Source organism: Niveispirillum sp. (genome assembly GCF_052437035.1).
Taxonomy (GTDB): domain Bacteria; phylum Pseudomonadota; class Alphaproteobacteria; order Azospirillales; family Azospirillaceae; genus Niveispirillum.
The window spans coordinates 166,162-187,006 of the sequence record NZ_JBQVOH010000009.1 but is presented as its reverse complement, the minus strand read 5'-3'; the positions used below and the strand labels follow the sequence as shown (position 1 = coordinate 187,006).

Genomic DNA, 20,845 nt, shown 5'->3' with positions numbered 1-20,845 from the left:
GGAGCGCACCGTATAGCAAGCTGTTTAAGGCTCGCCAAGCGCGGAATCTGCCAGGGCAGTCGTGCCCGCGATAAAGGTGCCGTACCTATTCCAGCAGCACCCGCGCGACGGCATCGATGATGGCATCCGCATCCAGGCGCAGGGCGGCGTAAAGGTCGGGCAGATCGGCAGATTGACCAAAGGTTTCCACCCCCAGTGCAGCCACCTTGTGCCCCCGCACCCCGCCCAGCCAGGACAAGGCGGATGGGTGTCCATCGGTGATGGTGACGAGACGCGCCGTTGCAGGCAGGGCGGACAGCAGACGCTCCACCGGCGCCACCGCCACTTGCCCCGCCTGCCGTGCGCGGCGCGCGGCCATCCAGCCCTGATGCAGCCGGTCCGCCGACGTCACGGCCAGCAGGCCGGCACCCGGCACATCCTCCAGCAGCTGCGCATGCGCGGACAGCACCTCCGGCGCCAGGGCACCCATATAGATGAGGGTCAGATCGGCATCCGGTGCCGGCGGACGCAGCCAATAGCCGCCATCAATGACCGCCTCGGCGTCCAGCGGGCGAGACGGCTGCTCCAGGCTGCGTGTGGACAGGCGCAGATAGAGGCTGCCGCCATCGGGTTTCTGCATGTGCGCGAACCCCCAGCGCATGATGACCGCCAGTTCATCGACATAGGCAGGTTCAAAGCTGGACAGTTTCGGCAGGCCCATGCCGATCAGGGGGGTGGCGATGGATTGATGCGCCCCGCCCTCCGGCGCCAGGGTCACGCCGCTGGGTGTCGCGACCAGCATGAAGCGCGAGTCCTGATAAAGGGCGTAGTTGAACGCATCCAGCCCGCGCATCACGAACGGATCATAAAGCGTACCCACCGGCAGCAGCCGCGCCCCGAACAAATCATGGCTGAGGCCCAGGGCCGCCAGCATCAGGAACAGATTATGTTCGGCGATGCCCAGTTCGATATGCTGGCCCTGCGGATCGCCCTGCCAGCGCTGCGCCGACACGACCTTCTGTTCCTTGAAGATGTCGTGCCGTTCATGCCGGTCGAACAGGCCGCGCCGGTTGACCCAGGCACCCAGGTTGGTGGAGACAGTGACGTCCGGGCTGGTCGTCACGATGCGTGATGCCAGTTCGGTGTCGCCCTTGGCCAGCTCGGCCAGGACCTTGCCGAATCCCTCCTGTGTGCTCATCCGTTCCGTTACCGAAACATCAAGTCGTTCCGGTACCGGTACAAATCCGGCAGACAGGCGGCGCGTTGGGGTGGCGGTGAAAGGCACCTCCTCCGTCAGGAAGCGCTTCAGGTCCTCCACATCCACGTCCAGGCCCGCAAACGGTTCCCATTCCTGGCCGTCCTTGATGCCGCACTGCGCCTTGAAGGCGGCCATCTGCTCCAGGTTCATCAGGCCGGAATGGTTATCCTTGTGCCCCTGGAACGGTAGCCCCATGCCCTTGACCGTATAGGCCACGAAACAGGCCGGGCGTTCGGCATCCGGGCCGTTGGCGGCGGCATGGAAAGTGTCCAGGATGGTCGGCAGGTCATGGCCGGCCAGATTGGTCATCAACCGCGCCAGCATCGCATCATCATGACTGTCCAGCAGTCCCCGGATGCCGCTGGTCGTGCCCAGATCGCGGATCAGCGCCTCGCGCCAGGCCGCCCCGCCCTTAAAGCACAGGGCCGCATAAAGCTGGTTCGGACAGGTGTCGATCCATTGGCGCAGCGCCTCACCACCCGGTTCCAAGAACGCCGCCTCCAGCAGGCGGCCATATTTCATGATGACGACATTCCAGTCGAGCGACCGGAACATGCCGGTAATCGGCTCCCACAGCTTGTCGGAAACGACGCTATCCAGGCTCTGCCGGTTATAATCAATGATCCACCAGGCATTGCGCAGGTCATGCTTCCAACCTTCCAGCATGGCCTCGAAGACATTGCCCTCGTCCATCTCGGCATCGCCGACCAGGGCCACCATGCGGCCCTCGGGCTGATCCGACAGGCCCTTCAGGCGCACATAATCCTGCACCATGCTGGCAAAGGCCGTGACCGCCACACCCAGACCGACGGAGCCGGTGGAAAAATCCACGTCATCGGTATCCTTGGTGCGCGATGGATAGGATTGGGCACCGCCAAAGGCGCGGAACCGTTCCATCTTCTCCCGCGTCTGCCGACCCATCAGATATTGGATGGCGTGGAAGACGGGGCTGGCATGGGGCTTCACCGCGACCCGGTCCTGCGGGCGCAGCACATCGAAGAACAAAGCCGTCATAAGGCTGACCATGGAAGCGCTGGAGGCCTGATGCCCGCCCACCTTCAACCCATCGCGCGACGGGCGCAGGTGATTGGCATTGTGGATCATCCATGTGGACAGCCACAGCGCCTTTTTCTCCAGCGCGCGCAGATGCGCCAGATGGCGGCCATCGCGGGCGGCACCGGGGATGGCGGGGCGAATATCGGGCATGGTGGACGTGTCCCTGACAGAAGGCATCTGGCCCCGTCACCGCACGCCCGACCAAAGCCGGCCAACAGGCAAACCGCCGACGGAAGACCCATGGGCGCTTATATCAGCAAATTCGTCTCAGGTGAAACGATCAGCCCGCGCGCGGGCTGCCGAACAGCCGCGTAAAACTGTCGACCGTCAGGGTGCGCACCGCCCCCTTGTCCCGGCGCAGGCCATGCGGGTCCGGCCCGTCCACCACATCATTGCGCGCCACATAGCGCACATGGGGGAGCGGAAAACCGTCCTGTGTCACGGCCAGCACGCGGGCCGTTTCCACGGTGTTGAAGATCACCCGCTGGTACACGGCACCCGGAACAGGGGCCGCCAACGGTTTGGAACGCTTGAACAACGACACGCTCATCGTAACGCCCCCCATTTCGGTTCACCCCGGACTTGACCCGCCATTGGCCGTCCGTTTCCCAAAAGTGGTACCGCTTTTCCGGTATATGGAAATTAACGCATTCATTTTGTGCGCGCAATAAGATGTCACAGAATCCTGCGACTATCTTCCCAGGATTTATCGGGGATTTTAGGCAAATCAATGAAACATCACCGTCACACGGATCGGATGTTAGGATATCATTCTGGCAATACTTAACAGCGTAGATTAGCGCCCAGGCGTTGCCAAAACGAAACCCTGGAGACGTTACCCCGCGCACAGGACGGGACGTGCAACAACATTACCTGACTGTTTTTCAAAGATTATTCTGTTTCAGAACAGCCGGCACCGCCTCCGGCAGATCCTCGGCGATCAGACCCCGGCCACAATATTCGCCCGCAGCGCCATGCAGCCAGGCACCGGCACTGGCGGCATCGAACGGGTCCATCCCCTGGGCCAGCAGGGCCAGGATCAGGCCCGACAGCACATCGCCACTACCCGCAATGGCGAGGTCGGGCGGTGCATTATGGTTGATGCGGACCCGCCCGTCGGGATGCGCGATCACCGTATCCGGTCCCTTCAGCAACACCACCGCCCCCGACTCCGCCGCCGCATGGCGCGCACGGTCCAGGCGGGAACCCGGCAGCGGACCGAACAGCCGCGCAAACTCCCCTTCATGCGGGGTCAGTACCCAGCGGTCATTGAGGCCAGCCTGCCGCAGCGTCGAAAGCTGCCCGGCGAAGCTGCTGAAAAAATCAGCATCCAGCACGCCCGTCTTTCCTGCGCGCAGGCTGGCCAGTACCGCATCGTGCAGAAGCGGTCCCGTCCCGGCACCCGGCCCCAGCAAGACGGCATTGCGGCGCGGATCGGCCAGCAGTTCCGAAAAACCGACCCCGTCGGCAATGGGCTGCGCGATTAGGCTGGGCATGGACAGGCAGTAGACCAGTTGTGCCGCCGGCTCACAGGCCAGCGTCACCAGCCCGGCCCCCAGCCGCAGGGCAGCCCGCGCCGACAGCCGGGCCGCCCCCGTCATCAACGTCCCGCCCAGGATCAGGGCGTGGCCGCGCTGATATTTGTGTCCGGTGACAGAGGGCCTGGGGAATTGTGAGCGCCAGAGGGCCGGGCCATTGGCCTGGACGGTCGCGCCGATGCTGGCCAGAACGGAGGCCGGGATGCCGATATCGGCAATGACCAGTCGCCCGACATGGCCGCGTGCAGGATAAAGGTAATGAGCGGGTTTGGGCCGGAAGAAGCTGACGGTGACATCCGCGACGGGTGCCGCACCCAAAATCATCCCATCATCGCCATTGATACCGCTGGGCACATCCACGGCCAGAACCGGTACCCCGTGCCCCGCCATGGCCTGCACTAGCGCCAGCGCCTGCCCGTCCAGCGGACGGTTCAGCCCTGCCCCGAACATCGCGTCGATCACCAGACCGGCACCGGACAGCAGGTCAGGTGAAGCCAGTTCCACACCGCCGGTCCAGCGTTCTGCCGCCCAAGCCGCATCCCCGCGCAACGCCGCACGGTCGCCCAAAAGCCCGACCCGCACCGGCCAGCCGGCGGCAGACAGATGCCGGGCCGCCACGAACCCATCGCCCCCATTATTGCCGGGACCGCAGAGGATGACGACAGGCCGGGGCCGTCCGCCGCACAGAATAACGGCCTCACGCGCCACGGCCATGCCCGCGCGTTCCATTAGCAGGGTGCCGGGTATGCCGGCCTGCATGGCGGCGCGGTCGGCCGCCACCATCTGGGCCACGGTCAGGATTTCTTGGGCCATGCCCTGTCTTCCAGCTTGGGAGAAAGCATGGGGCCATTCTGCGCCAGGGCGGGCATGGCCCAGAAATGAAAAAGGCCGCCCGAAGGCAGCCTTTTTTCCAATTTCTCCGCGCAGGGAGAATGGGGCGATGGACGGGACTCGAACCCGCGACCACTCGGACCACAACCGAGAGCTCTACCAACTGAGCTACCACCGCCGCCGGAGGCCGCCTTATGCAACAACAGCCCCAGGGCGTCAAGCATTCCTTTCACAAAAAATCGCAGGCCCGCCTTGCTTGGAGCAAGGCCGCAGGAGAGACGGCACTTTGCCACTGAACAAGGCGCTTCGCTTGGTTAATGCGCAGTTTTTCGGCCTGACGATTAAAAAGTGATCACATATTTGCACATTATTTGATCACATTACCCGCAAAACATGATCAAATGCCAGCGATCCCATGCCACATCCAACTGGCATGGGGCATGCTTATAGTATGGTCGCACCGATCAGGATGGAAACAGCCGGGCCGGTGCCGAAATTTGGAGCTGCGGGACGCGATGAAGAAGATTGAAGCGATCATCAAGCCCTTCAAGCTGGATGAGGTGAAGGAAGCCCTCCACGAAGTGGGGATCAAGGGCATCACCGTGACCGAAGCCAAGGGCTTTGGCCGCCAGAAGGGCCATACCGAACTCTACCGGGGGGCCGAGTATGTCGTCGACTTCCTGCCCAAGGTGAAGATCGAGGTCGTCATGGATGACAGCCTGGTGGAACGCGCCGTCGATGCGATCCAGCAGGCCGCCCATACGGGTCGCATCGGCGACGGCAAGATCTTCGTGACCCCGGTGGAAGAGGTGATCCGCATCCGCACCGGCGAGCGCGGTCCCGACGCCATCTGACTTTTTTTCGGGCGTTTCGGTAACATCCGAAGCGCCCGAAACCAGGGCACAGAATTTTCTTTCAAATGGTCCGGGGATGGGGTAACGCCACCAACCGGCGGCCCCAAAAGCCCGGGACCGGTTCCTTCCACGACAAACCTCAAACCACGGAAGCAGAGGCTATGTCTGATTTGGCCAAGTTCTTCGACCTGATCAAGGAAAACGACGTCAAGTATGTCGATTTCCGCTTCACCGACATCAAGGGGAAGGTTCACCACGTTTCCCAGCATATCTGCACTGTCGATGAAGATCTGCTGACCGACGGCGTCATGTTCGACGGCTCGTCCATCGCCGGCTGGAAGGCGATCAACGAGTCCGACATGACCCTGCTGCCGGACCTGTCGACGGCCGTCATGGACCCGTTCTCGGCCCAGCCGCTGCTGACCGTTCTGTGCGACGTGCTGGAGCCCTCCACCCGTCAGCCCTACAGCCGTGACCCGCGCTCCATCGCCAAGGCCGCTGAGCGCTACATGGCGTCGGCCGGCATCGGCGACACCGCGTTCTTCGGCCCGGAAGCCGAGTTCTTCGTGTTCGACGACGTGAAGTTCGAAGTCTCGATGAACAAGGTCATGTACGAGTTCGACTCCGAAGAGGGTCCGTACAATTCCGGTCGTTCGTACGAAGGCGGTAACCTGGGTCACCGTCCAGGCGTCAAGGGCGGCTACTTCCCCGTGGCCCCGATCGACAGCGCCCAGGACCTGCGCGCCGAGATGCTGACGGTTCTCGCCGAGATGGGCGTCGAAGTCGAGAAGCACCACCACGAAGTGGCCGCCTCGCAGCATGAGCTGGGCGTCAAGTTCGGCACGCTGGTCAAGATGGCCGACGGCATGCAGCTGTTCAAGTATGTGGTCCACAATGTGGCCCATCAGTACGGCAAGTCCGCGACCTTCATGCCGAAGCCGGTGTTCGGCGATAACGGCTCGGGCATGCACTGCCACCAGTCGATCTGGAAGGACGGCAAGCCGCTGTTCGCCGGCAACCAGTATGCCGACCTGTCGGAAACCGCCCTGTTCTATATCGGCGGCATCATCAAGCATGCCCGCGCCCTGAACGCCTTCACCAACCCGCTGACCAACAGCTACAAGCGTCTGGTCCCGGGCTATGAGGCACCGGTGCTGCTGGCTTATTCCAGCCGCAACCGTTCGGCTTCCTGCCGTATCCCGCACGTGTCGAGCCCGAAGGGCAAGCGCGTCGAGGTCCGCTTCCCCGATCCGGGCGCGAACCCCTATCTGGCGTTCGCCGCCATGCTGATGGCCGGTCTGGATGGTATCCAGAACAAGATCCATCCGGGCGAAGCCATGGACAAGAACCTGTACGATCTGCCGCCCGAAGAACTGAAGGAAATCCCGACGGTTTGCCGCTCGCTGCGCGAAGCCCTGGAAAGCCTGAACGCCGACCGCGACTTCCTGAAGAAGGGCGACGTCTTCACCGACGACATGATCGACAGCTTCATCGAGCTGAAGATGGAAGAAGTGCTGGCGTTCGAAACCTCGCCGCACCCGATCGAGTACAAGATGTACTACAGCGTCTGATGCCTTCGGCCCGGCAACGGGCCGGCACTCAGCGACGATCAGCAGACCCCCGCCGGGCAACCGGCGGGGGTTTCGCATTTCAAGGCGGTGCGCTACTCTCCGGCCCGTAATGCAGAATCCGACCTCCCCGTCCGATCACGCCCTTTATGCCCCCGGCTTCCTGGGCGGATCGCCCCGGCGCATCATGGGCATGGTGATGCGCAACTGGTTCCTGATCCGGCAAAGCTGGCCGCGCATGCTGGAGCTTTGCTACTGGCCCACGGTGCAGCTTCTGGTCTGGGGGTTCATGTCGCAGTTCCTGCGTGGTCAGACCTCGCTGCTGGCTGGTGCTGCTGGCGTGCTGATCTCTGCCGTGCTGCTGTGGGAGGTGCTGGTCCGCACCCAGATCGGGATGAGCATCACCTTTCTGGAGGAGCTTTGGTCCCGCAACCTGGGCAACCTGTTCGTCAGCCCGCTGCGCCCCTGGGAATGGGTGGTGTCGCTGGTGGTGATGGGGTTCATCCGCGTCATCCTGGGCGTGGCGCCGCCGGTGGTGCTGGCCGTTCTGTTCTTCGACATCTCGATCTTCGATCTTGGCCTGCCGCTGGCGGCGTTCTTCGCCAATCTGATGATGTTGGGCGTGGCGGTCGGGCTGCTGACATCAGGCATGATTCTGCGGCACGGGTTGGGGGCGGAGTCGCTGTGCTGGATGGCCGTGTTCGTGCTGGCCCCCTTCTCCGCCGTCTACTACCCCGTCTCCGCCCTGCCGCCGGCGGTGCAATATGTCGCCATGGCCCTGCCATCGACCCATGTGTTCGAGGGGATGCGGGCCGTCCTGTATCAGGGGACCATCGAATGGCGGATGCTGGGGCTGGCCGTCATTCTTAATCTTTTCTATCTGGGGCTGGCTTCCCTATATTTCCTGCGGGCGTTCCGCAATGCGCGGCAGCGCGGCGCGCTGTTGCAGGCGGGTGAATAGTCGGGGCATCAATTGGCGGAACGCAAATACGCGATACAGCGGCCCAAAGGGGCGAAATGGGAAACCCTGTCCCTGGTCGATGATCTGGGCCAGGGCAAGATGGAATTCCGCAATGCCGTGAACCTGCACGGCGCCGGTCCCGTCCGCCTGATCCAGGTGGATTTCGTCAGCGATGAGGCCCTGGCCGATTTCGACTGGCGCCTGATTGAGCTGCACGACCCCCGCAAGGGCGACCGGCCCAAGCCGACCGTGGTGGCGGGCAGCGAGCGGGCGAAACCCAAGCAGCAGCCCACCAAAGGCAAAGGGGCCGGCACGGCCAAGGGTCGCGGCCCCGCCGGTCCCGACGAAAAGGTGCCCGTGCCGGTGAAGACCTATATGCTGGCGTTTCTGTTCGGGGCCGTTTCCCTGGCCATCTGGGCGCTGTTCTACAGGACCTGAAGCCATGTCCATGCCACGTATTGCCATTGTCGGGGCGGGCGCCATCGGCACCGTCATCGCTGCCCGCCTGTCGGCCCGCGGCGGGCTGGATGTCAGCCTGTGCCTGCGCACCGGCGGCTTCAGCAGCCTGGAGGTGCAGGGGCCGGACGGCACCGTCACCGCCACCCCGTCCCTGTATGCTGATCCCGCGGAGACCCACCCCGTCGACTGGGTGATCGCTACCACCAAGGCCTATGACAGCGCCGCCATCGCCGGCACTTGGCTGCCCGCCCTGATGGGGCCGCAGACGCGGCTGGCCGTGCTTCAAAACGGGGTGGAGCATGTGGCGAATTTCGGGACCCTTGTCGACCCGGCCCGCATCCTGCCCGTGATGCTGGACATCCCCGCCGAACGTCTGGGCCCTGGTCGCGTCCTGCAACGCGCCGCCGGCATCATGGTGGTGCCGCAGGGACCGGACAGTGCCGGCTTCATCACCCTGTTCGACGGAACCGGCATCAAGGTGACGGCAGATGCCGATTTCACCACGGTCGTCTGGCGCAAGCTGTGCCTGAATGCCGCCGGTGCGGTGTCGGCCCTGCTGCGGCAGCCGGCGGGTATCGTCCATCATGCGGGGGCGGCACCGGTGATGCGCGCCCTGGTGGCCGAATGCGTCGCGGTTGCCCGCGCCGAAGGGGCCAAGCTGGATGATCAGACGGTGGATCAGGTGATGGATGCCTGCCGCGCGGCGGCACCGGCGGGGATCAATTCCCTGCTGGCCGACCGGATGGCGGGGCGGCCCATGGAGCTTGATGCCCGCAACGGCGTGATCATCCGGCGCGGCACCGCCCACGGCATCCCGACACCGGTCAACCAGACCGTCCACGATCTGATCCTGGCCGCCGTATCGGTGGAGCAGCCTCAGCGGTAAAGGCGCGGCACCTCGATCATCGGGCAACGGTCCATGATCACGGTGCTGCCCAGCGCCTCCGCCCTGGCCGCCGCCGCATCATTGCGGATACCCAGTTGCATCCAGATGAAAGGAATGCCGCGTTGGGCCGCGTCCACCGCAACCTCCCCCGCCGCGTCCGCCCGGCGGAAGATATCGACCATGTCGGGCCGTTCCGGCAGGTCGGCCAGGCTGGCATAGGCGGTCTGCCCCAGCACCGTTCGCCCCGCCAGCGCCGGATTCACGGGGATCACCCGATGCCCACGGTCATGCAGGAACTTCATCACGTAAAAGCTGGGCTTGGCCGGATCCGCCGTCGCCCCCACCACCGCAATGGTGCGGGCGCTGTCCAGAACATGGCGGATCAGATCATCGGAATAATGGTCATGGTTCATGGGCCGCTATCCCTTTCATTTGACCTTGGTCGCTTATCACTCCGCCTTCTTGGGCACTGGTCCCAGGGCCATCGGTGCTTCCGCCGCCAGCCAGGCGAAGCTGGCAAAGGCCGCCGTGGCCTGATCCAGCTTCTTTGGGTCAACCTTGTCCAGCGTGTCGTCAGCCGTGTGGTGGTAATCGAAATAGTCGGTGCCATCCAGGCCCAGGCCGCCCGTCGGCACCCCCTGTGCCGCCAGCGGCCCGATATCGGGTCCGCCGCTGCTGGAGCCACGTCCCGGCACGATGCCCAGCGGGGCCAGCGCCTTGCCGATGGCGTCGGCCACGGGCTTCGCCTCTGGCCGGAAGTTGGCATTGAAGGTGATGACGGGACCGGCACCGAAATCCGCCTCTGTCCCAACCTGATGCTTGGGCAGTTCGGCGGCATGCTGCTTGGCATAGGCATAGGCACCGACCAGCCCCACCTCCTCCGCCCCGAACAGGACGAAGCGGATGGTGCGGCGCGGGGCCTGCGGCATAGATTTGATGATCTTGGCCGCCGCCAGGACGATGCCAACCCCGGCCCCGTCATCCAGGGCGCCGGTACCCAGATCCCAACTGTCCAGATGCGCGCCGATCACCACGATCTCTTCGGGCAGTTCGCGGCCCTTGATCTCCGCCATGACATTGGCGTCAGACAGCGGCCCCATAGCCTGGCTGGACAGGACCATCTTCACCGACACCGGCTGACCCAGCGCCAGCACGCGGTTCAGCTGATCCGCGTCGGGATTGGACAGGGCACCGGCGGGGATGGCCGTCACACCGTCGGCATAGCGGGTGATGCCGGTATGGGGGAAACGGTGGCTGTCGGTGCCGATGGACCGGATCAGCAGACCGACCGCCCCCTTGCGCGCTGCCGCCTCCGGCCCCTTGCCGCGCACGCCCACCGCCTCGCCATAGCCGCCGCCATCCTGCAGGCGGTTCATCTTCTTGTCGACGAAGGCGATCTTGCCTTTCAGGCTGCCTTCCGGTGCGGCCTCCAGGTCTTCCAGCGTGTCAAACCGCACGACAGGGGCCGTGATACCCTCTGGCGGGGTCGTTACGGAATGGCCAAGAGCCGTGACATGCAGGTGATGGGCAACAGGGGTCAGGATCGACGCATGCTCGATCCCGCGTTCCCAGCCATCCACCGTGAACGGCTCGACCTTGATATTGGCCAGCCCCAGTTCCTTGAACCGTGCTTCGGCCCATTGATGCGACAGCTTGGCGGCGGGCGACCCCGCCAGACGCGGGCCGACACGCACCGTCAATGATTCGACGAACCCGTAGGCACCGGACCCGGCCATAGCCTTGGCCTGGATATCGCTGCTGGCCTTCAGAGTGGCGGGGGTAAAGACATTGGCATCGGCGGCGAAGGCCGGCTGCCCCAGGGCCAGCAACGCCACACCGGCGGCCAGCAGAAAACCGAAACGCTTCAAGGCACAGGCTCCTTCAACGGACGGCGGGGATGGCAGGCACCCCGGATTGCCGAAAGGGTAACCCAGCAGGCCGTTGGGGGAACAAGGGATTTGTCACGGTCACAATTGGGCGTGCCACCATTGATGGCGCGCAGACGCCCGCTTGCATAGTTTCGCCATGTCGTGACCTTTGGGATAGGGTGTGGAGGCACCCCACAAAAACGCTTGACGCCCATGCGCAACGGGCGCACCATCAAATCGTAACAAAGACACGGAGGGTGATTTTGACGGTAAAGACGCCCCCTACGCAGTGGGCGGCCGAGTAAGTCCGGCGATCGACTGCGCTCCGTAGACTGGGAGGGTGTGTAAAAACATGACCCCACCGCAGCATAACTTGGCGATTACTTGATATATCGCAGCAACCATCCCGAAACCGCGCTTTGACATAGGTCCTTGTGGTTTCGGAATTGAGAAGACCCCCGTAGGCGCATCCAGCTACGGGGGTTTTCTTTTTGTGGCCTGTCTTGTGGAACGCCCCGATGTCGGCTTCCCGACGATGGCTGTACCCAGGGCGCACAAGCATCAACTTCACCGTCTCGGTATGCGCAGCACCATCTATGGCCCCTGCATTCCACCGTATGGCAACTCCATCCCCACAGAGTTTGCGGAAAGGCTGTTAGAGCCTTAAGGCGCAATGGCTTTGGCTGTTTCTTCTGCTATCATCGGCTTGGCGATAAGGGGAAGGACAGCCGCATCTTGATTTCACGCGGACCCGTCAAGAACTGTCAGGACAGCGGCGGCTGGTTCCTTTGCCTAATCTTTACCTGTCTTATCCTTGTTCTTTTGCCGCTGCCGGCAGCGGCGGAGCGCTGGGACGCGCTGGCCGATACCGTGTTCCAGAATTATGGCCGCGATCAGGGGCTGCCCCATATCGTGCCCACAACGCTGGCGCAGGACCGGCAGGGCTTCATCTGGATCGGGACTCAGGGCGGTTTGGCCCGCTGGGACGGGTACCGTTTCCGCACCTACCGCGCCGACCCGGCACAACCCGGCAGCCTGCCCGATGATTGGGTCCAGCGGCTGTTCGTGGACAAGGCCGGACACCTGTGGGTGGGCGGCTCCGCCGGCGGCCTGTCGCGCTTCGACGGCACCACCGACACCTTCATTCCCGTCGCCCTGAAACCCGCCGGCCAGCGCACGCATATCGGCGCCCTTTCCGATGATGGCCAGGGCGGCCTGTGGATCGGTACGGATGAAGGGCTGCACCATCTGGACGGCAGCAGCAATCAGGTCCGGCATCTGACGGGGGAGAATGCAACCAAAGCCGGCCTGCCCGTGGGACGTGTCCTGTCACTGCTGCGTGAGGATAAGGGAACCCTGTGGGTTGGCACGGTAAAGGGCTTGGCCCGCAGCGACGATGCCGGCGGCAGTTTCACCCTGTTGCCGATCGCGGAGGGTACGGGGGGCGTTTCGGTCCTGTTGCGGGATGATCAGGGGCGGTTGTGGGTTGGGACCCGGCGCGGTGGTCTTTTCTTCCTGGACACCGGTGACAGCACCCTGCGCCCCGTCGATGCAGGCCCCCTGGTCGGTGCGGCACGGGGCGTGTCGGCGCTGTCCCTGGTGCGACCGCAGGAACTGTGGGTTGGGCTGCGCGGTGGCGGTATCTGGGCGGTTGACCTGCGCAGCCTGGAAATGCGCCCCATTCGCCATGACCGGACGCTGCCCAACAGTCTGGTCCATGATGATGTCTGGTCGCTTCTGCGCGATGATGCGGGATCGGTCTGGGTGGGCACGACGGGCGGGCTGTCATACCGTCCCTTCGACAGCGGTATCGTTTCGACCATTTTCGGCGGCACCCTGCGGCCCAAGGCGCCGCGCGGCAGCGACGTCTCCGTCATCCGGCCCACACGCGACGGGCGTTTCTGGCTGGGTTACCTGACGGGTGGTGCGGACCTTATCGATCCGGTGAAGGGCCTGATCGATACCGTGACGCCCGAACAGGACAATCCGGAGGCCGGCCTGCCCCAGGATGCCGTCTTCGCCATTGCCGAAGATGCCGATGGCCGCGTCTATTTCGCGAGCCGCCGGGGCCTTTACATCCGCGAACCCGGACGGTCGGGTCTGCGGCTGACCACGATACCGGGTCGTGACCGGCACACAGCGGTCACCACCCTGTCGTTCGAAGAGGGGGTTCTGTGGATCGGCGGGGAAGATGATGGCATCTGGGGCGTGGTACCCGGCGGGGGGGATGGCATCGGCACGGTTGTGCTGGGCCGGGCGGACGGGCTGCACCTGCCCGATCCCGGCGTCACGGTCACCCGGCGCGGCCAGGGGGATGATCTATGGGTCGGCACCCGCAACGGGCTGGTGCTGATCGACCTCACCGCCCGCACCAGCAGCCTGATCCCGGCGGCACCGACCGATCCGATGGGTCTGCCGGCGCGGTTCGTCTCCTGTCTGCTGTTCGACCGGCAGGGGCGGCTTTGGGTTGGCACGTTCGGGGGCGGCCTTGCCCTGATGACCGGGCGCGATGCGGAGGGGCGGCCCCGGTTCCGCCGCCTGGGCACGGCTGATGGCCTGCCCCATGCCAATGTCGACAGTTTGCAGATGGATGGGTCGGGTGCCATCTGGGCCGGGACAGATGATGGTCTGGCCCTGATCGATCCCGTTGCTATGACAGTACGGCCCGTGCGCCGGGCCGACGGCGCGCCGCTGGTCGATTATTTCGTAGGCGCCGGTGCCACCAGCCTGGAGGGGGAAGGCCTGTTCGGTGCCAAGGGAGGTATCACGGTCACACGCCCCGGCACCCTGCCCCCTTGGCGCTTCCGCCCGCCCATCGTTGTGACCGACCTGCGTGTCGGCGGCACGCCGCTGCCCGTTGCACCTTTCAACCATGCCACGGCACCGGCACCGCCGGTGATCATTACGCCAGAGGCCAACAGCCTGGCGTTGGAGTTCGCGGCACTCGATTACACCTCCCCGGAACGCAACCTCTATGCCTATCGCCTGGAGGGGTATGACCGCGACTGGATCGCCACCGATTCCAGCCGCCGGCTGGCCGTCTATGCCAACCTTTCGCCGGGCACCTATACGCTGCGCCTGCGCGGCAGCAACCGTGACGGGCTGTGGACCGATCAGGCCCTGGCCCTTACGGTCCGGGTCATGCCGGCCTGGTATCAGCTTCTCTGGGTGCGGTTGCTGGCCCTGCTGGCCGGACTGTCTGCGGTGGCGGGCCTTGTCGGATGGCGCACCGCCTATCTGCGGCAAAAACAGGTGGAGTTGGAACAGCAGATCGCCGACCGCACCGCCGACCTGCGCTCGGCCAATGAAATGCTGGAACAGCTGGCCATGACCGATCCGCTGACCGGCTGCGCCAACCGCCGTCACTTCATGGAACGCGCCGGACAGATGATCGATCTGGCACAGCGCCATGGCACGCCCCTGTCGCTGGCGGTTCTGGACCTGGATGATTTCAAGCGGGTCAATGATACCTTTGGCCATCCGGGCGGCGACGCCGCCTTGGCCATGGCCGGAAAGCTTCTGTCAGACCATATGCGCGGCACCGACCTGATCGGTCGGATCGGGGGGGAGGAGTTCGCCCTGCTGATGCCGCACACCGATATCGCGGGCGCCATGCCGCTGGCCGAAAGGCTGCGTCAGGCCATTGAGCATGGGGAGGTTACCACCGATGGTCAGACGATCCGCGTGACGGCCAGCCTGGGTATCGCCGAACTGCGCCCGGAAGAGGATTTCGACGGCCTCTACGCCCGCGCCGACTATGCGCTTTATGCCGCCAAGCAGGGCGGGCGCAACCGGGTGGAACAGGCAGGCGGGGATTAAACGCTGCGTTGCCCAAGCCCGGCAGACAAACGATGTTCTGCCACGATCCGCGATACGGTCGGCTGGCTGATGCCATGCTGGCGGGCCATTTCGGCGCCCGTGCGGTCACCGGACAGGATGCTTTCTGCAATCTCCCGCCGCTGCTTGGCATCCAGCTTGCGGCGGCGCCCGCCGATCCGGCCCGCCGCCCGCGCCTTGACAAGGCCGGCCCCCGTGCGCTCCAGCAGCATCACACGCTCAAACGCCGCGAAGGACCCGATCATCCGCATCAGCATATGGCCGGCGGGGCCCATGGTTTCGATCCCTTCCGCCAGACTGCGGAACCCGGCCCCGGCCCGCGCGATGCGGTCCAGAAGGTGCAACACCTCCTTGAACGACCGCGAGAGTTGATCCAGGCCCGTGACCACCACGACATCGCCCGGTGAAAGGCCGTCCAGAAGATGGTGCAGTTCAGGCCGGTCCCATCGGCCCGCCGACGCCGCCTCCATCACGATACGTTCGCACCCCGCCGACCGCAGGTCGTGCAGCCGGCGATCAATCCCCGTTTCATCGGGGCGGGAGATACGGGCATATCCGATCAGCATGTGCGCCTCCCTCCGCTTCGCCTCACTAAATTACAAGGCGTTGATTGGGTTTCAGGTTGAAATGCCGGACCGCCCGGCCGGGCAGGCGCATCGAGATGCGCTGTGCCTGGGGCGAAACGCTCAGCAATGCCTGTGGCGTCCCATCCTTGGCGGTGATCAGGCGGGCCGCCCCACCTTCCAGCCGTGCCAATGGCCTGCCCGACAGGGTCAGGTCCGCACCCTTGGTGTCATAGGCAACCGAAGCCGACCCACCGCCATCCAAGGGCAGCGAGAGGCGGGCCCCCTGCGCGGCCTTATGGCCGGGCCGGATGTTCCAAGACAAGCTGCCGGGTTCCTCGACCACACCGATCAGGCGCCAAGTGTAATCCACCATGACCAGGGCGGTGGGGGAGTAGTTGGGATGATCCTCCCCATGGGTGAAGATACCGGTATCGGGGTCCATCTGCTGACGGAAGGTCAGGTCGGTCTGGATCGCCTCGCACCAGCGGTCCATCATCTCGGTAAATTCCGCCGCACGCCCATAATGGTCCATCCAGCGGGGCGCGCGCAGCGCCGTCAGCCCCTGGCTGGCCCCGCCCCAGCTATTGGCCGGAATGGGCCGCACGAAAGCGGGATCATCCATGGCGATGGAGGACAGCGGATATTTGCCCCAGAAGGCCTTGGGATTATGCAGCTGCCGTGTCCACAGCGTATCGAACAGGGTTTGGTCCACCACATGCTCGCCACAGACCCGGCTGATCACATCCGACCGCACGCGGATGAACTTGCCTTCCGCATCCAGATCATAAAAGGCGGCATCGTCGGCCACATACAGCTTTGACAGGATCAGGCGGCGGATCACTTCCGCCTGCTCCGTCCAGCGGTCGGCCTCTGCGGTATGGCCCAGGGCGCGGGCCATCTCCGCCAGGGCGCGGCGGGCACCATAGATGGTGGCCGAAAGGTCCGGGCACAGGCGCGGCAGCGACGGCAGATCATGATGCCGCCGCGCATCCTTGTTGGGACACTGGTTGGGCATCCCGGCCCAGCGCGGGCTGTTATCATGGCCGGTATCGTAGGTGCAGAACCCTTCCACCAGACCGGTCCCGCGCGTGTTGCGATAGCGCATCAACCAGCCGTCCCAGGCACCACAGGCCCGGTAGGCCGCTTCCAGCAACTCCCCATCGCCGGTGTCGCGCGCCAGTTCCCAGGCGGTGGCCGCGATGGGCACCACCATCTGAATCTGGCCAAAGCCGGTTTCCGCCACTTTGTTATTGGCCGGCAACTGCCCATCGGCACGTTGCAGCTCAAAAAAGGTCAGGTGGCTGTTGCGCGCCACGTCGGGGCGGAATTTGCGATAGACCAGCGCCTCATGCGGGCCGCATTCCTGCCAGATGCCGCGATAAACGCTTCCCTCGATCAGAACCGGCTTGGTGACATAGGGCATGACCTGGACATTGCTGGCCAGCACCTCCAGCGCCTTGTCATAGGCTGTCTGCCAGGAACTGTTGCCGGTGCTGAAACGCGGGGCATCGGCCATCTGGGCATCCCCGGCCCACACGCCGCGCGGCAAGGAGAGGCTGGCCAGACCGGCGGCACCGGCGGACAGCAGCGCACGGCGGGAAAGTGTGTGGGTCATCGCGCATCCCCCTTGCTCAACGGCTCCAGCCGCATCCAATCCACATCCACCACGCCCCCCGGTTCCCCCTTCGTGAAGGTAAACAGGGCGGGGCGGGAGCCCTTCCACCAGGAGAAGCGGGCCAGTTGGATGGGCTCTCCAAACGGCTGGAAGCTTTTGCCGTCATCCAGGCTGTAGGCGTAGCGGACCTTCTGATCCTCCGTCACCTCGGCCCGTAATTGCACAGTTCTGGCTTTCAAAACCGGCCCCGGCGTTTCCACCCCGGCGGATGACAGGGTCAGGCGCTTTTGCTTCCCCTCCCCCACCACGCCGATCCAGCTGGGCCGAACGCCGAACAATGACAGGCCCGCCCGCTGCCCATCCTTCAGGCCGGTGATATCCAACCGCGCGGTAATGCGCCGGTCGGGGCCTTGCAGAATCTGGGTAAGGGTGTTGCGGGCCGTCGTGATCTGCTCCGCCTTTCCCGCTGTCAGGCGCAGGAAGCCGGGGCGTGCCGACAGGCTCCACGCCTTGTCATCCGGGTTATGGTTCCATGACCATTGCAGGCCCAGGGATTTGGCCGCGAATTCGTCGCTGTCCTGCAAACGGTCACGCGTCGGGGCCGTACCCGTATCGGGCATGGGATGAACGGACACCGGCTCCCCACCATAGGTATCGGCCAGCCGCTTGCCCATGACGGGCCAGTCATCGACCCATTCGACGGGTTGCAGATGCACGATGCGGCCAAAGGCACCCGTACTATTGAAATGCGCGAACCAGCCCTGGCCCGACGGGGTTTCCACCCAGCCGCCCTGGTGCGGGCCTTCCAGGGCCGTTGATCCCTGGCTCAGCACCACCTGCCATTCATAGGGACCGTGGATGGAGCGGGAGCGCAGGGCCACCTGCACCCCCTTCTCCACCCCGCCGATGGGCGCGAAGATGTAGTAGAAGCCGTTGCGCTTATAAAGCTTCGGCCCCTCCAGGATGGGCAGCTTCTCCTTGTCCTGGATGATGATCTTGCCTTCATCCAGCACGCTTTTGCCATCGGCGCTCATGCGGTGCAGGATGATAGGGCCGGCGCCCACCACGGAATGGACCAGCCAAGCGGTTCCGTCATCGTCCCAGAAAGGGCAAGGGTCTTCCAGCTTCGGCTTGGCGATCACCTGGACCGGCGCTGTCCAGGGACCTTCCGGCCTTTGCGCCGTAGACATGAACACGCCCTCATCCGGCGTCGCCCAATAGACATGGAACTGACCATTATGGTGTCGGATGGACGGCGCCCAGACGCCACTGGCATAGCGGGTGCCACCCACCGGTTTGGACTTGGTGTCGTCCAGTTGGAACGGACCCGGCATGTCATAGTCAGGCGCGAAGGGCAGCTTGGGCAGGACATGGCCCACGATTGTCCAATGCACCAGATCGCGGGATTTCAGCACGGGAATGCCGGGCGAGAAATGGAAGCTGGACGCCACCATCACATACTCATCCCCGACCCGGATCAGATCCGGGTCGGAATAGTCGGCATAAAGGATGGGGTTGGCATAGGTCGCCGGCTCCGCCGCCCGTACCGCCAGCGGCGACAACAGTGCGACAGACAAGGCGGTGGACAGCAGGAACCGGCGCATCATCCTCACCCCGCCATCTGATTGCCGTAACCGATGATGATGGTGGCCAGCACCAGCAGGCCGACCCCCGACCAGACCATCAGCCGCACGGAAGGCCGCGCATCCTTCCATTCCTTGAAGGCAAAGCCCCAGAGCGTGCCGAAAATGATGATGGAGGCCATGTGCAGGGTCCAGGAGGAGAAGCCATAGGCCCCCATCTGGCTTTCACCCATCGTGTAGAAGAAGAACTGGAAGTACCAGGCGGCACCGGCAATGGCGCAAAGCACGAAGTTGGCGGCCAGCGGCGGACGCTCGCCAGCGTCTTTGGTCCGGCCCAGCCATTCACCCGCGCTTTTGTTGCGGTTGATCAGGATGCCGCACCAGACGGCATTGGTGATCAGCCCGCCGAACATCACCAGACAGAGGATGGGAAGACCGGTCCAGAGCGGACCGGTACCCGCCGCCGCCGACAGCGCCTTCACCGGTTCCCCCGCCGCAAGCCCGAAGGCAAAGCAGGAGGACATGATGCCGGAGAAGGTGGCGACCGCGACGCCCTTCACAAAGTCGAACTCCGCCACCGCCGCTTTTTTCTGCTCCTCCGACAGGGCCGCATCCTTGCGCGCTCCCGCCAGGGCGACGACGACGATGCCGGCAAAGGTGACGGCCAGCCCCAGCAGGATGACATTGCCACCCGCCGTGTCGATCAGCTTGGCCTTGAAATCCCCCTGGAACAGCGGTGGGATCAGCGTGCCGAACACGGTACACAGGCCCAGCACCACGGCCATGCCCAGCGACAGGCCCAGATAGCGCATGGTCAGGCCATAGGTCAGGCCACCAAAGCCCCAGAGCATGCCGAAGATAACAGGCCAAACCAGGGTCGGGGTCGGCGTTGCCGACAGCACGCCCAGCAGATCATTGGTCTGCACCGACGCAAAGAACCACGGGGCCAGCAGCCAGGAAACGATGCCGCCGGTCAGCCAGTAAATCTCCCACGACCAGCGCCGGACCGCGCGGTAGGGGACATAAAAGCTGGCCGAGGCAAGACCGCCCAACCAGTGGAAAAGAACGCCCAGCAACGGATTGCCAACCATGCCTGATTATCCTCCCATTTCACCTTATCGGGCTGAACGCCTCTGTGGTGCCTTGGCATAAGGTACGCTGACGGCGTCCCGCCTGGTGATTTATACGGCAAATTTCTCACATTATGAATTTTGATCTTAGATTATGGTGAAAAAATTAGAATGTGGTTCTACCGCCCGAGGTGTCGAAGGTGGCGGCGGTGGTGAAGCTGCATTCCTGCGATGCCATGAAACACACCATGGCGGCGCTTTCCTCCACCATGCCCAGCCGGCCCATGGGGATGCGGGAGCGCATGTACTCCACCTGACTTGACGGCAGCTGATCCAGGATCGGGCTTTCAAAGGTGGCGGGCGTCAGGCTGTTGGCGATCACGCCCTTGGTCGCCAGTTCCTTGCCCAAGGATTTGGTAAAACCGATCACCCCGGCCTTTGATGCCGAATAGGCAGAGGCATTGGGATTGCCCTCCTTGCCGGCGACGGACGCGATATTGACGATGCGGCCATAACCACGCGTCAGCATGTGCGGCACCACGGCGCGGCAGCAATGGAAGACGCCATGCAGGTTGATGGCGATGGTGCGGTACCAGCTATCCAGCGGGAAATCCTGCACAGGCGCCGTGGCCCCGGTGATCCCGGCGGAGCAGATCAGGACATCGACATGGCCCAGCGCCGCCACACTGGAAAGCGTGGCGACGGCCACTTGTGCGGCATCGGCGACATCCACGGCCACAGTGTGGGCTGCATCCACATCGGCGGCGGCCAGGGCATCGGCATTCAGGTCCCAGAGGGTGACCTGCCCCCCTTCCGCCCGGATACGGCGGGCAACCGCCAGCCCAAGGCCGGACGCGCCCCCGGTAATGATCGCACTGCGCCCCGAAAAGCGCCCAGCAAAACTGCTCATCTCAAG

16 protein-coding genes and 1 tRNA gene are annotated in these 20,845 nt (G+C 64.3%); 6 read left to right on the top strand and 11 right to left on the bottom strand.

Going from position 1 to position 20,845, the window contains the following annotated elements; all coding sequences use genetic code 11:
- Positions 1-85: 85 nt before the first annotated feature.
- From ACT6Q8_RS20460 to ACT6Q8_RS20445, 4 genes are all read right to left on the bottom strand, one after another.
- The gene (locus ACT6Q8_RS20460) at positions 86-2,443 is read right to left on the bottom strand and encodes a 1-deoxy-D-xylulose-5-phosphate synthase N-terminal domain-containing protein (RefSeq protein ID WP_444733980.1); all 2,358 of its coding nucleotides are present in this window, start codon (positions 2,441-2,443) and stop codon (positions 86-88) included.
- Positions 2,444-2,573: 130 nt separating this feature from the next.
- Positions 2,574-2,843 carry a hypothetical protein gene (locus ACT6Q8_RS20455; RefSeq protein ID WP_054168979.1) on the bottom strand — a complete coding sequence of 90 codons (270 nt, stop codon included), beginning with the start codon at positions 2,841-2,843 and terminating at the stop codon, positions 2,574-2,576.
- 334 nt (positions 2,844-3,177) lie between these two features.
- On the bottom strand, positions 3,178-4,644 hold the full coding sequence (locus ACT6Q8_RS20450; RefSeq protein WP_444733979.1) for an NAD(P)H-hydrate dehydratase: 1,467 nt from the start codon (positions 4,642-4,644) through the stop codon (positions 3,178-3,180).
- A 120-nt stretch (positions 4,645-4,764) separates the two neighbouring features.
- A tRNA-His gene (locus tag ACT6Q8_RS20445) sits at positions 4,765-4,840 on the bottom strand.
- A 337-nt stretch (positions 4,841-5,177) separates the two neighbouring features.
- Here ACT6Q8_RS20445 and ACT6Q8_RS20440 point away from each other — a divergent pair.
- The 5 genes from ACT6Q8_RS20440 to ACT6Q8_RS20420 all read left to right on the top strand — a co-directional run bounded on the left by ACT6Q8_RS20440 (position 5,178) and on the right by ACT6Q8_RS20420 (position 9,390).
- The gene (locus tag ACT6Q8_RS20440; protein ID WP_054168981.1) at positions 5,178-5,516 is read left to right on the top strand and encodes a P-II family nitrogen regulator; all 339 of its coding nucleotides are present in this window, start codon (positions 5,178-5,180) and stop codon (positions 5,514-5,516) included.
- A gap of 161 nt (positions 5,517-5,677) precedes the next feature.
- Positions 5,678-7,087 (top strand): type I glutamate--ammonia ligase, encoded by a 1,410-nt coding sequence (glnA, locus tag ACT6Q8_RS20435; protein ID WP_054168982.1) that lies wholly within the window; start codon positions 5,678-5,680, stop codon positions 7,085-7,087.
- A 109-nt stretch (positions 7,088-7,196) separates the two neighbouring features.
- The gene (locus ACT6Q8_RS20430; RefSeq protein WP_444733978.1) at positions 7,197-8,045 is read left to right on the top strand and encodes an ABC transporter permease; all 849 of its coding nucleotides are present in this window, start codon (positions 7,197-7,199) and stop codon (positions 8,043-8,045) included.
- 12 nt (positions 8,046-8,057) lie between these two features.
- Positions 8,058-8,483 carry a hypothetical protein gene (locus tag ACT6Q8_RS20425; RefSeq protein ID WP_444733977.1) on the top strand — a complete coding sequence of 142 codons (426 nt, stop codon included), beginning with the start codon at positions 8,058-8,060 and terminating at the stop codon, positions 8,481-8,483.
- 4 nt (positions 8,484-8,487) lie between these two features.
- Complete coding sequence (locus ACT6Q8_RS20420; protein ID WP_444733976.1) at positions 8,488-9,390, top strand: 2-dehydropantoate 2-reductase; 903 nt, start codon at positions 8,488-8,490, stop codon at positions 9,388-9,390.
- Here ACT6Q8_RS20420 and ACT6Q8_RS20415 read toward each other — a convergent pair.
- Both ACT6Q8_RS20415 and ACT6Q8_RS20410 read right to left on the bottom strand, forming a co-directional pair.
- Positions 9,381-9,803: a CoA-binding protein gene (locus ACT6Q8_RS20415; protein ID WP_444733975.1), complete on the bottom strand. Its 423-nt coding sequence runs from the start codon at positions 9,801-9,803 to the stop codon at positions 9,381-9,383. The genes ACT6Q8_RS20420 and ACT6Q8_RS20415 overlap by 10 nt on opposite strands.
- A 36-nt stretch (positions 9,804-9,839) precedes the next feature.
- Positions 9,840-11,258, bottom strand: coding sequence for a M20/M25/M40 family metallo-hydrolase (locus ACT6Q8_RS20410; protein ID WP_054168994.1), 1,419 nt, complete (start codon positions 11,256-11,258; stop codon positions 9,840-9,842).
- A gap of 735 nt (positions 11,259-11,993) precedes the next feature.
- On the opposite strand from ACT6Q8_RS20410, the gene ACT6Q8_RS20405 reads away from it, so the two are divergent.
- Positions 11,994-15,077: a ligand-binding sensor domain-containing protein gene (locus ACT6Q8_RS20405; protein WP_444733974.1), complete on the top strand. Its 3,084-nt coding sequence runs from the start codon at positions 11,994-11,996 to the stop codon at positions 15,075-15,077.
- Here the strand turns inward: ACT6Q8_RS20405 and ACT6Q8_RS20400 are convergent.
- From ACT6Q8_RS20400 to ACT6Q8_RS20380, 5 genes are all read right to left on the bottom strand, one after another.
- The gene (locus tag ACT6Q8_RS20400) at positions 15,074-15,661 is read right to left on the bottom strand and encodes a recombinase family protein (RefSeq protein ID WP_444733973.1); all 588 of its coding nucleotides are present in this window, start codon (positions 15,659-15,661) and stop codon (positions 15,074-15,076) included. The genes ACT6Q8_RS20405 and ACT6Q8_RS20400 overlap by 4 nt on opposite strands.
- A 25-nt stretch (positions 15,662-15,686) precedes the next feature.
- On the bottom strand, positions 15,687-17,276 hold the full coding sequence (locus ACT6Q8_RS20395) for an MGH1-like glycoside hydrolase domain-containing protein (protein ID WP_444733972.1): 1,590 nt from the start codon (positions 17,274-17,276) through the stop codon (positions 15,687-15,689).
- Entirely contained in the window at positions 17,273-18,883 is a 1,611-nt protein-coding gene (locus tag ACT6Q8_RS20390; RefSeq protein ID WP_444733971.1) for a glycoside hydrolase family 43 protein, read from the bottom strand. The genes ACT6Q8_RS20395 and ACT6Q8_RS20390 overlap by 4 nt, the downstream gene beginning before the upstream one ends.
- A 2-nt stretch (positions 18,884-18,885) precedes the next feature.
- Entirely contained in the window at positions 18,886-19,950 is a 1,065-nt protein-coding gene (gene rhaT, locus ACT6Q8_RS20385) for an L-rhamnose/proton symporter RhaT (protein ID WP_444733970.1), read from the bottom strand.
- Between the two features lie 145 nt (positions 19,951-20,095).
- Positions 20,096-20,839 carry an SDR family NAD(P)-dependent oxidoreductase gene (locus ACT6Q8_RS20380; RefSeq protein WP_444733969.1) on the bottom strand — a complete coding sequence of 248 codons (744 nt, stop codon included), beginning with the start codon at positions 20,837-20,839 and terminating at the stop codon, positions 20,096-20,098.
- Positions 20,840-20,845: the final 6 nt, after the last annotated feature.

Bases quoted from the DNA above. Each gene is read 5' to 3' on its own strand.
- ACT6Q8_RS20460 (WP_444733980.1), bottom strand. From the start codon at position 2,443: ATGCCCGATATTCGCCCCGCCATCCCCGGTGCCGCCCGCGATGGCCGC.
- ACT6Q8_RS20455 (WP_054168979.1), bottom strand. From the start codon at position 2,843: ATGAGCGTGTCGTTGTTCAAGCGTTCCAAACCGTTGGCGGCCCCTGTT.
- ACT6Q8_RS20450 (WP_444733979.1), bottom strand. From the start codon at position 4,644: ATGGCCCAAGAAATCCTGACCGTGGCCCAGATGGTGGCGGCCGACCGC.
- ACT6Q8_RS20440 (WP_054168981.1), top strand. From the start codon at position 5,178: ATGAAGAAGATTGAAGCGATCATCAAGCCCTTCAAGCTGGATGAGGTG.
- glnA (WP_054168982.1), top strand. From the start codon at position 5,678: ATGTCTGATTTGGCCAAGTTCTTCGACCTGATCAAGGAAAACGACGTC.
- ACT6Q8_RS20430 (WP_444733978.1), top strand. From the start codon at position 7,197: ATGCAGAATCCGACCTCCCCGTCCGATCACGCCCTTTATGCCCCCGGC.
- ACT6Q8_RS20420 (WP_444733976.1), top strand. From the start codon at position 8,488: ATGTCCATGCCACGTATTGCCATTGTCGGGGCGGGCGCCATCGGCACC.
- ACT6Q8_RS20415 (WP_444733975.1), bottom strand. From the start codon at position 9,803: ATGAACCATGACCATTATTCCGATGATCTGATCCGCCATGTTCTGGAC.
- ACT6Q8_RS20400 (WP_444733973.1), bottom strand. From the start codon at position 15,661: ATGCTGATCGGATATGCCCGTATCTCCCGCCCCGATGAAACGGGGATT.
- ACT6Q8_RS20395 (WP_444733972.1), bottom strand. From the start codon at position 17,276: ATGACCCACACACTTTCCCGCCGTGCGCTGCTGTCCGCCGGTGCCGCC.
- ACT6Q8_RS20390 (WP_444733971.1), bottom strand. From the start codon at position 18,883: ATGATGCGCCGGTTCCTGCTGTCCACCGCCTTGTCTGTCGCACTGTTG.
- rhaT (WP_444733970.1), bottom strand. From the start codon at position 19,950: ATGGTTGGCAATCCGTTGCTGGGCGTTCTTTTCCACTGGTTGGGCGGT.
- ACT6Q8_RS20380 (WP_444733969.1), bottom strand. From the start codon at position 20,839: ATGAGCAGTTTTGCTGGGCGCTTTTCGGGGCGCAGTGCGATCATTACC.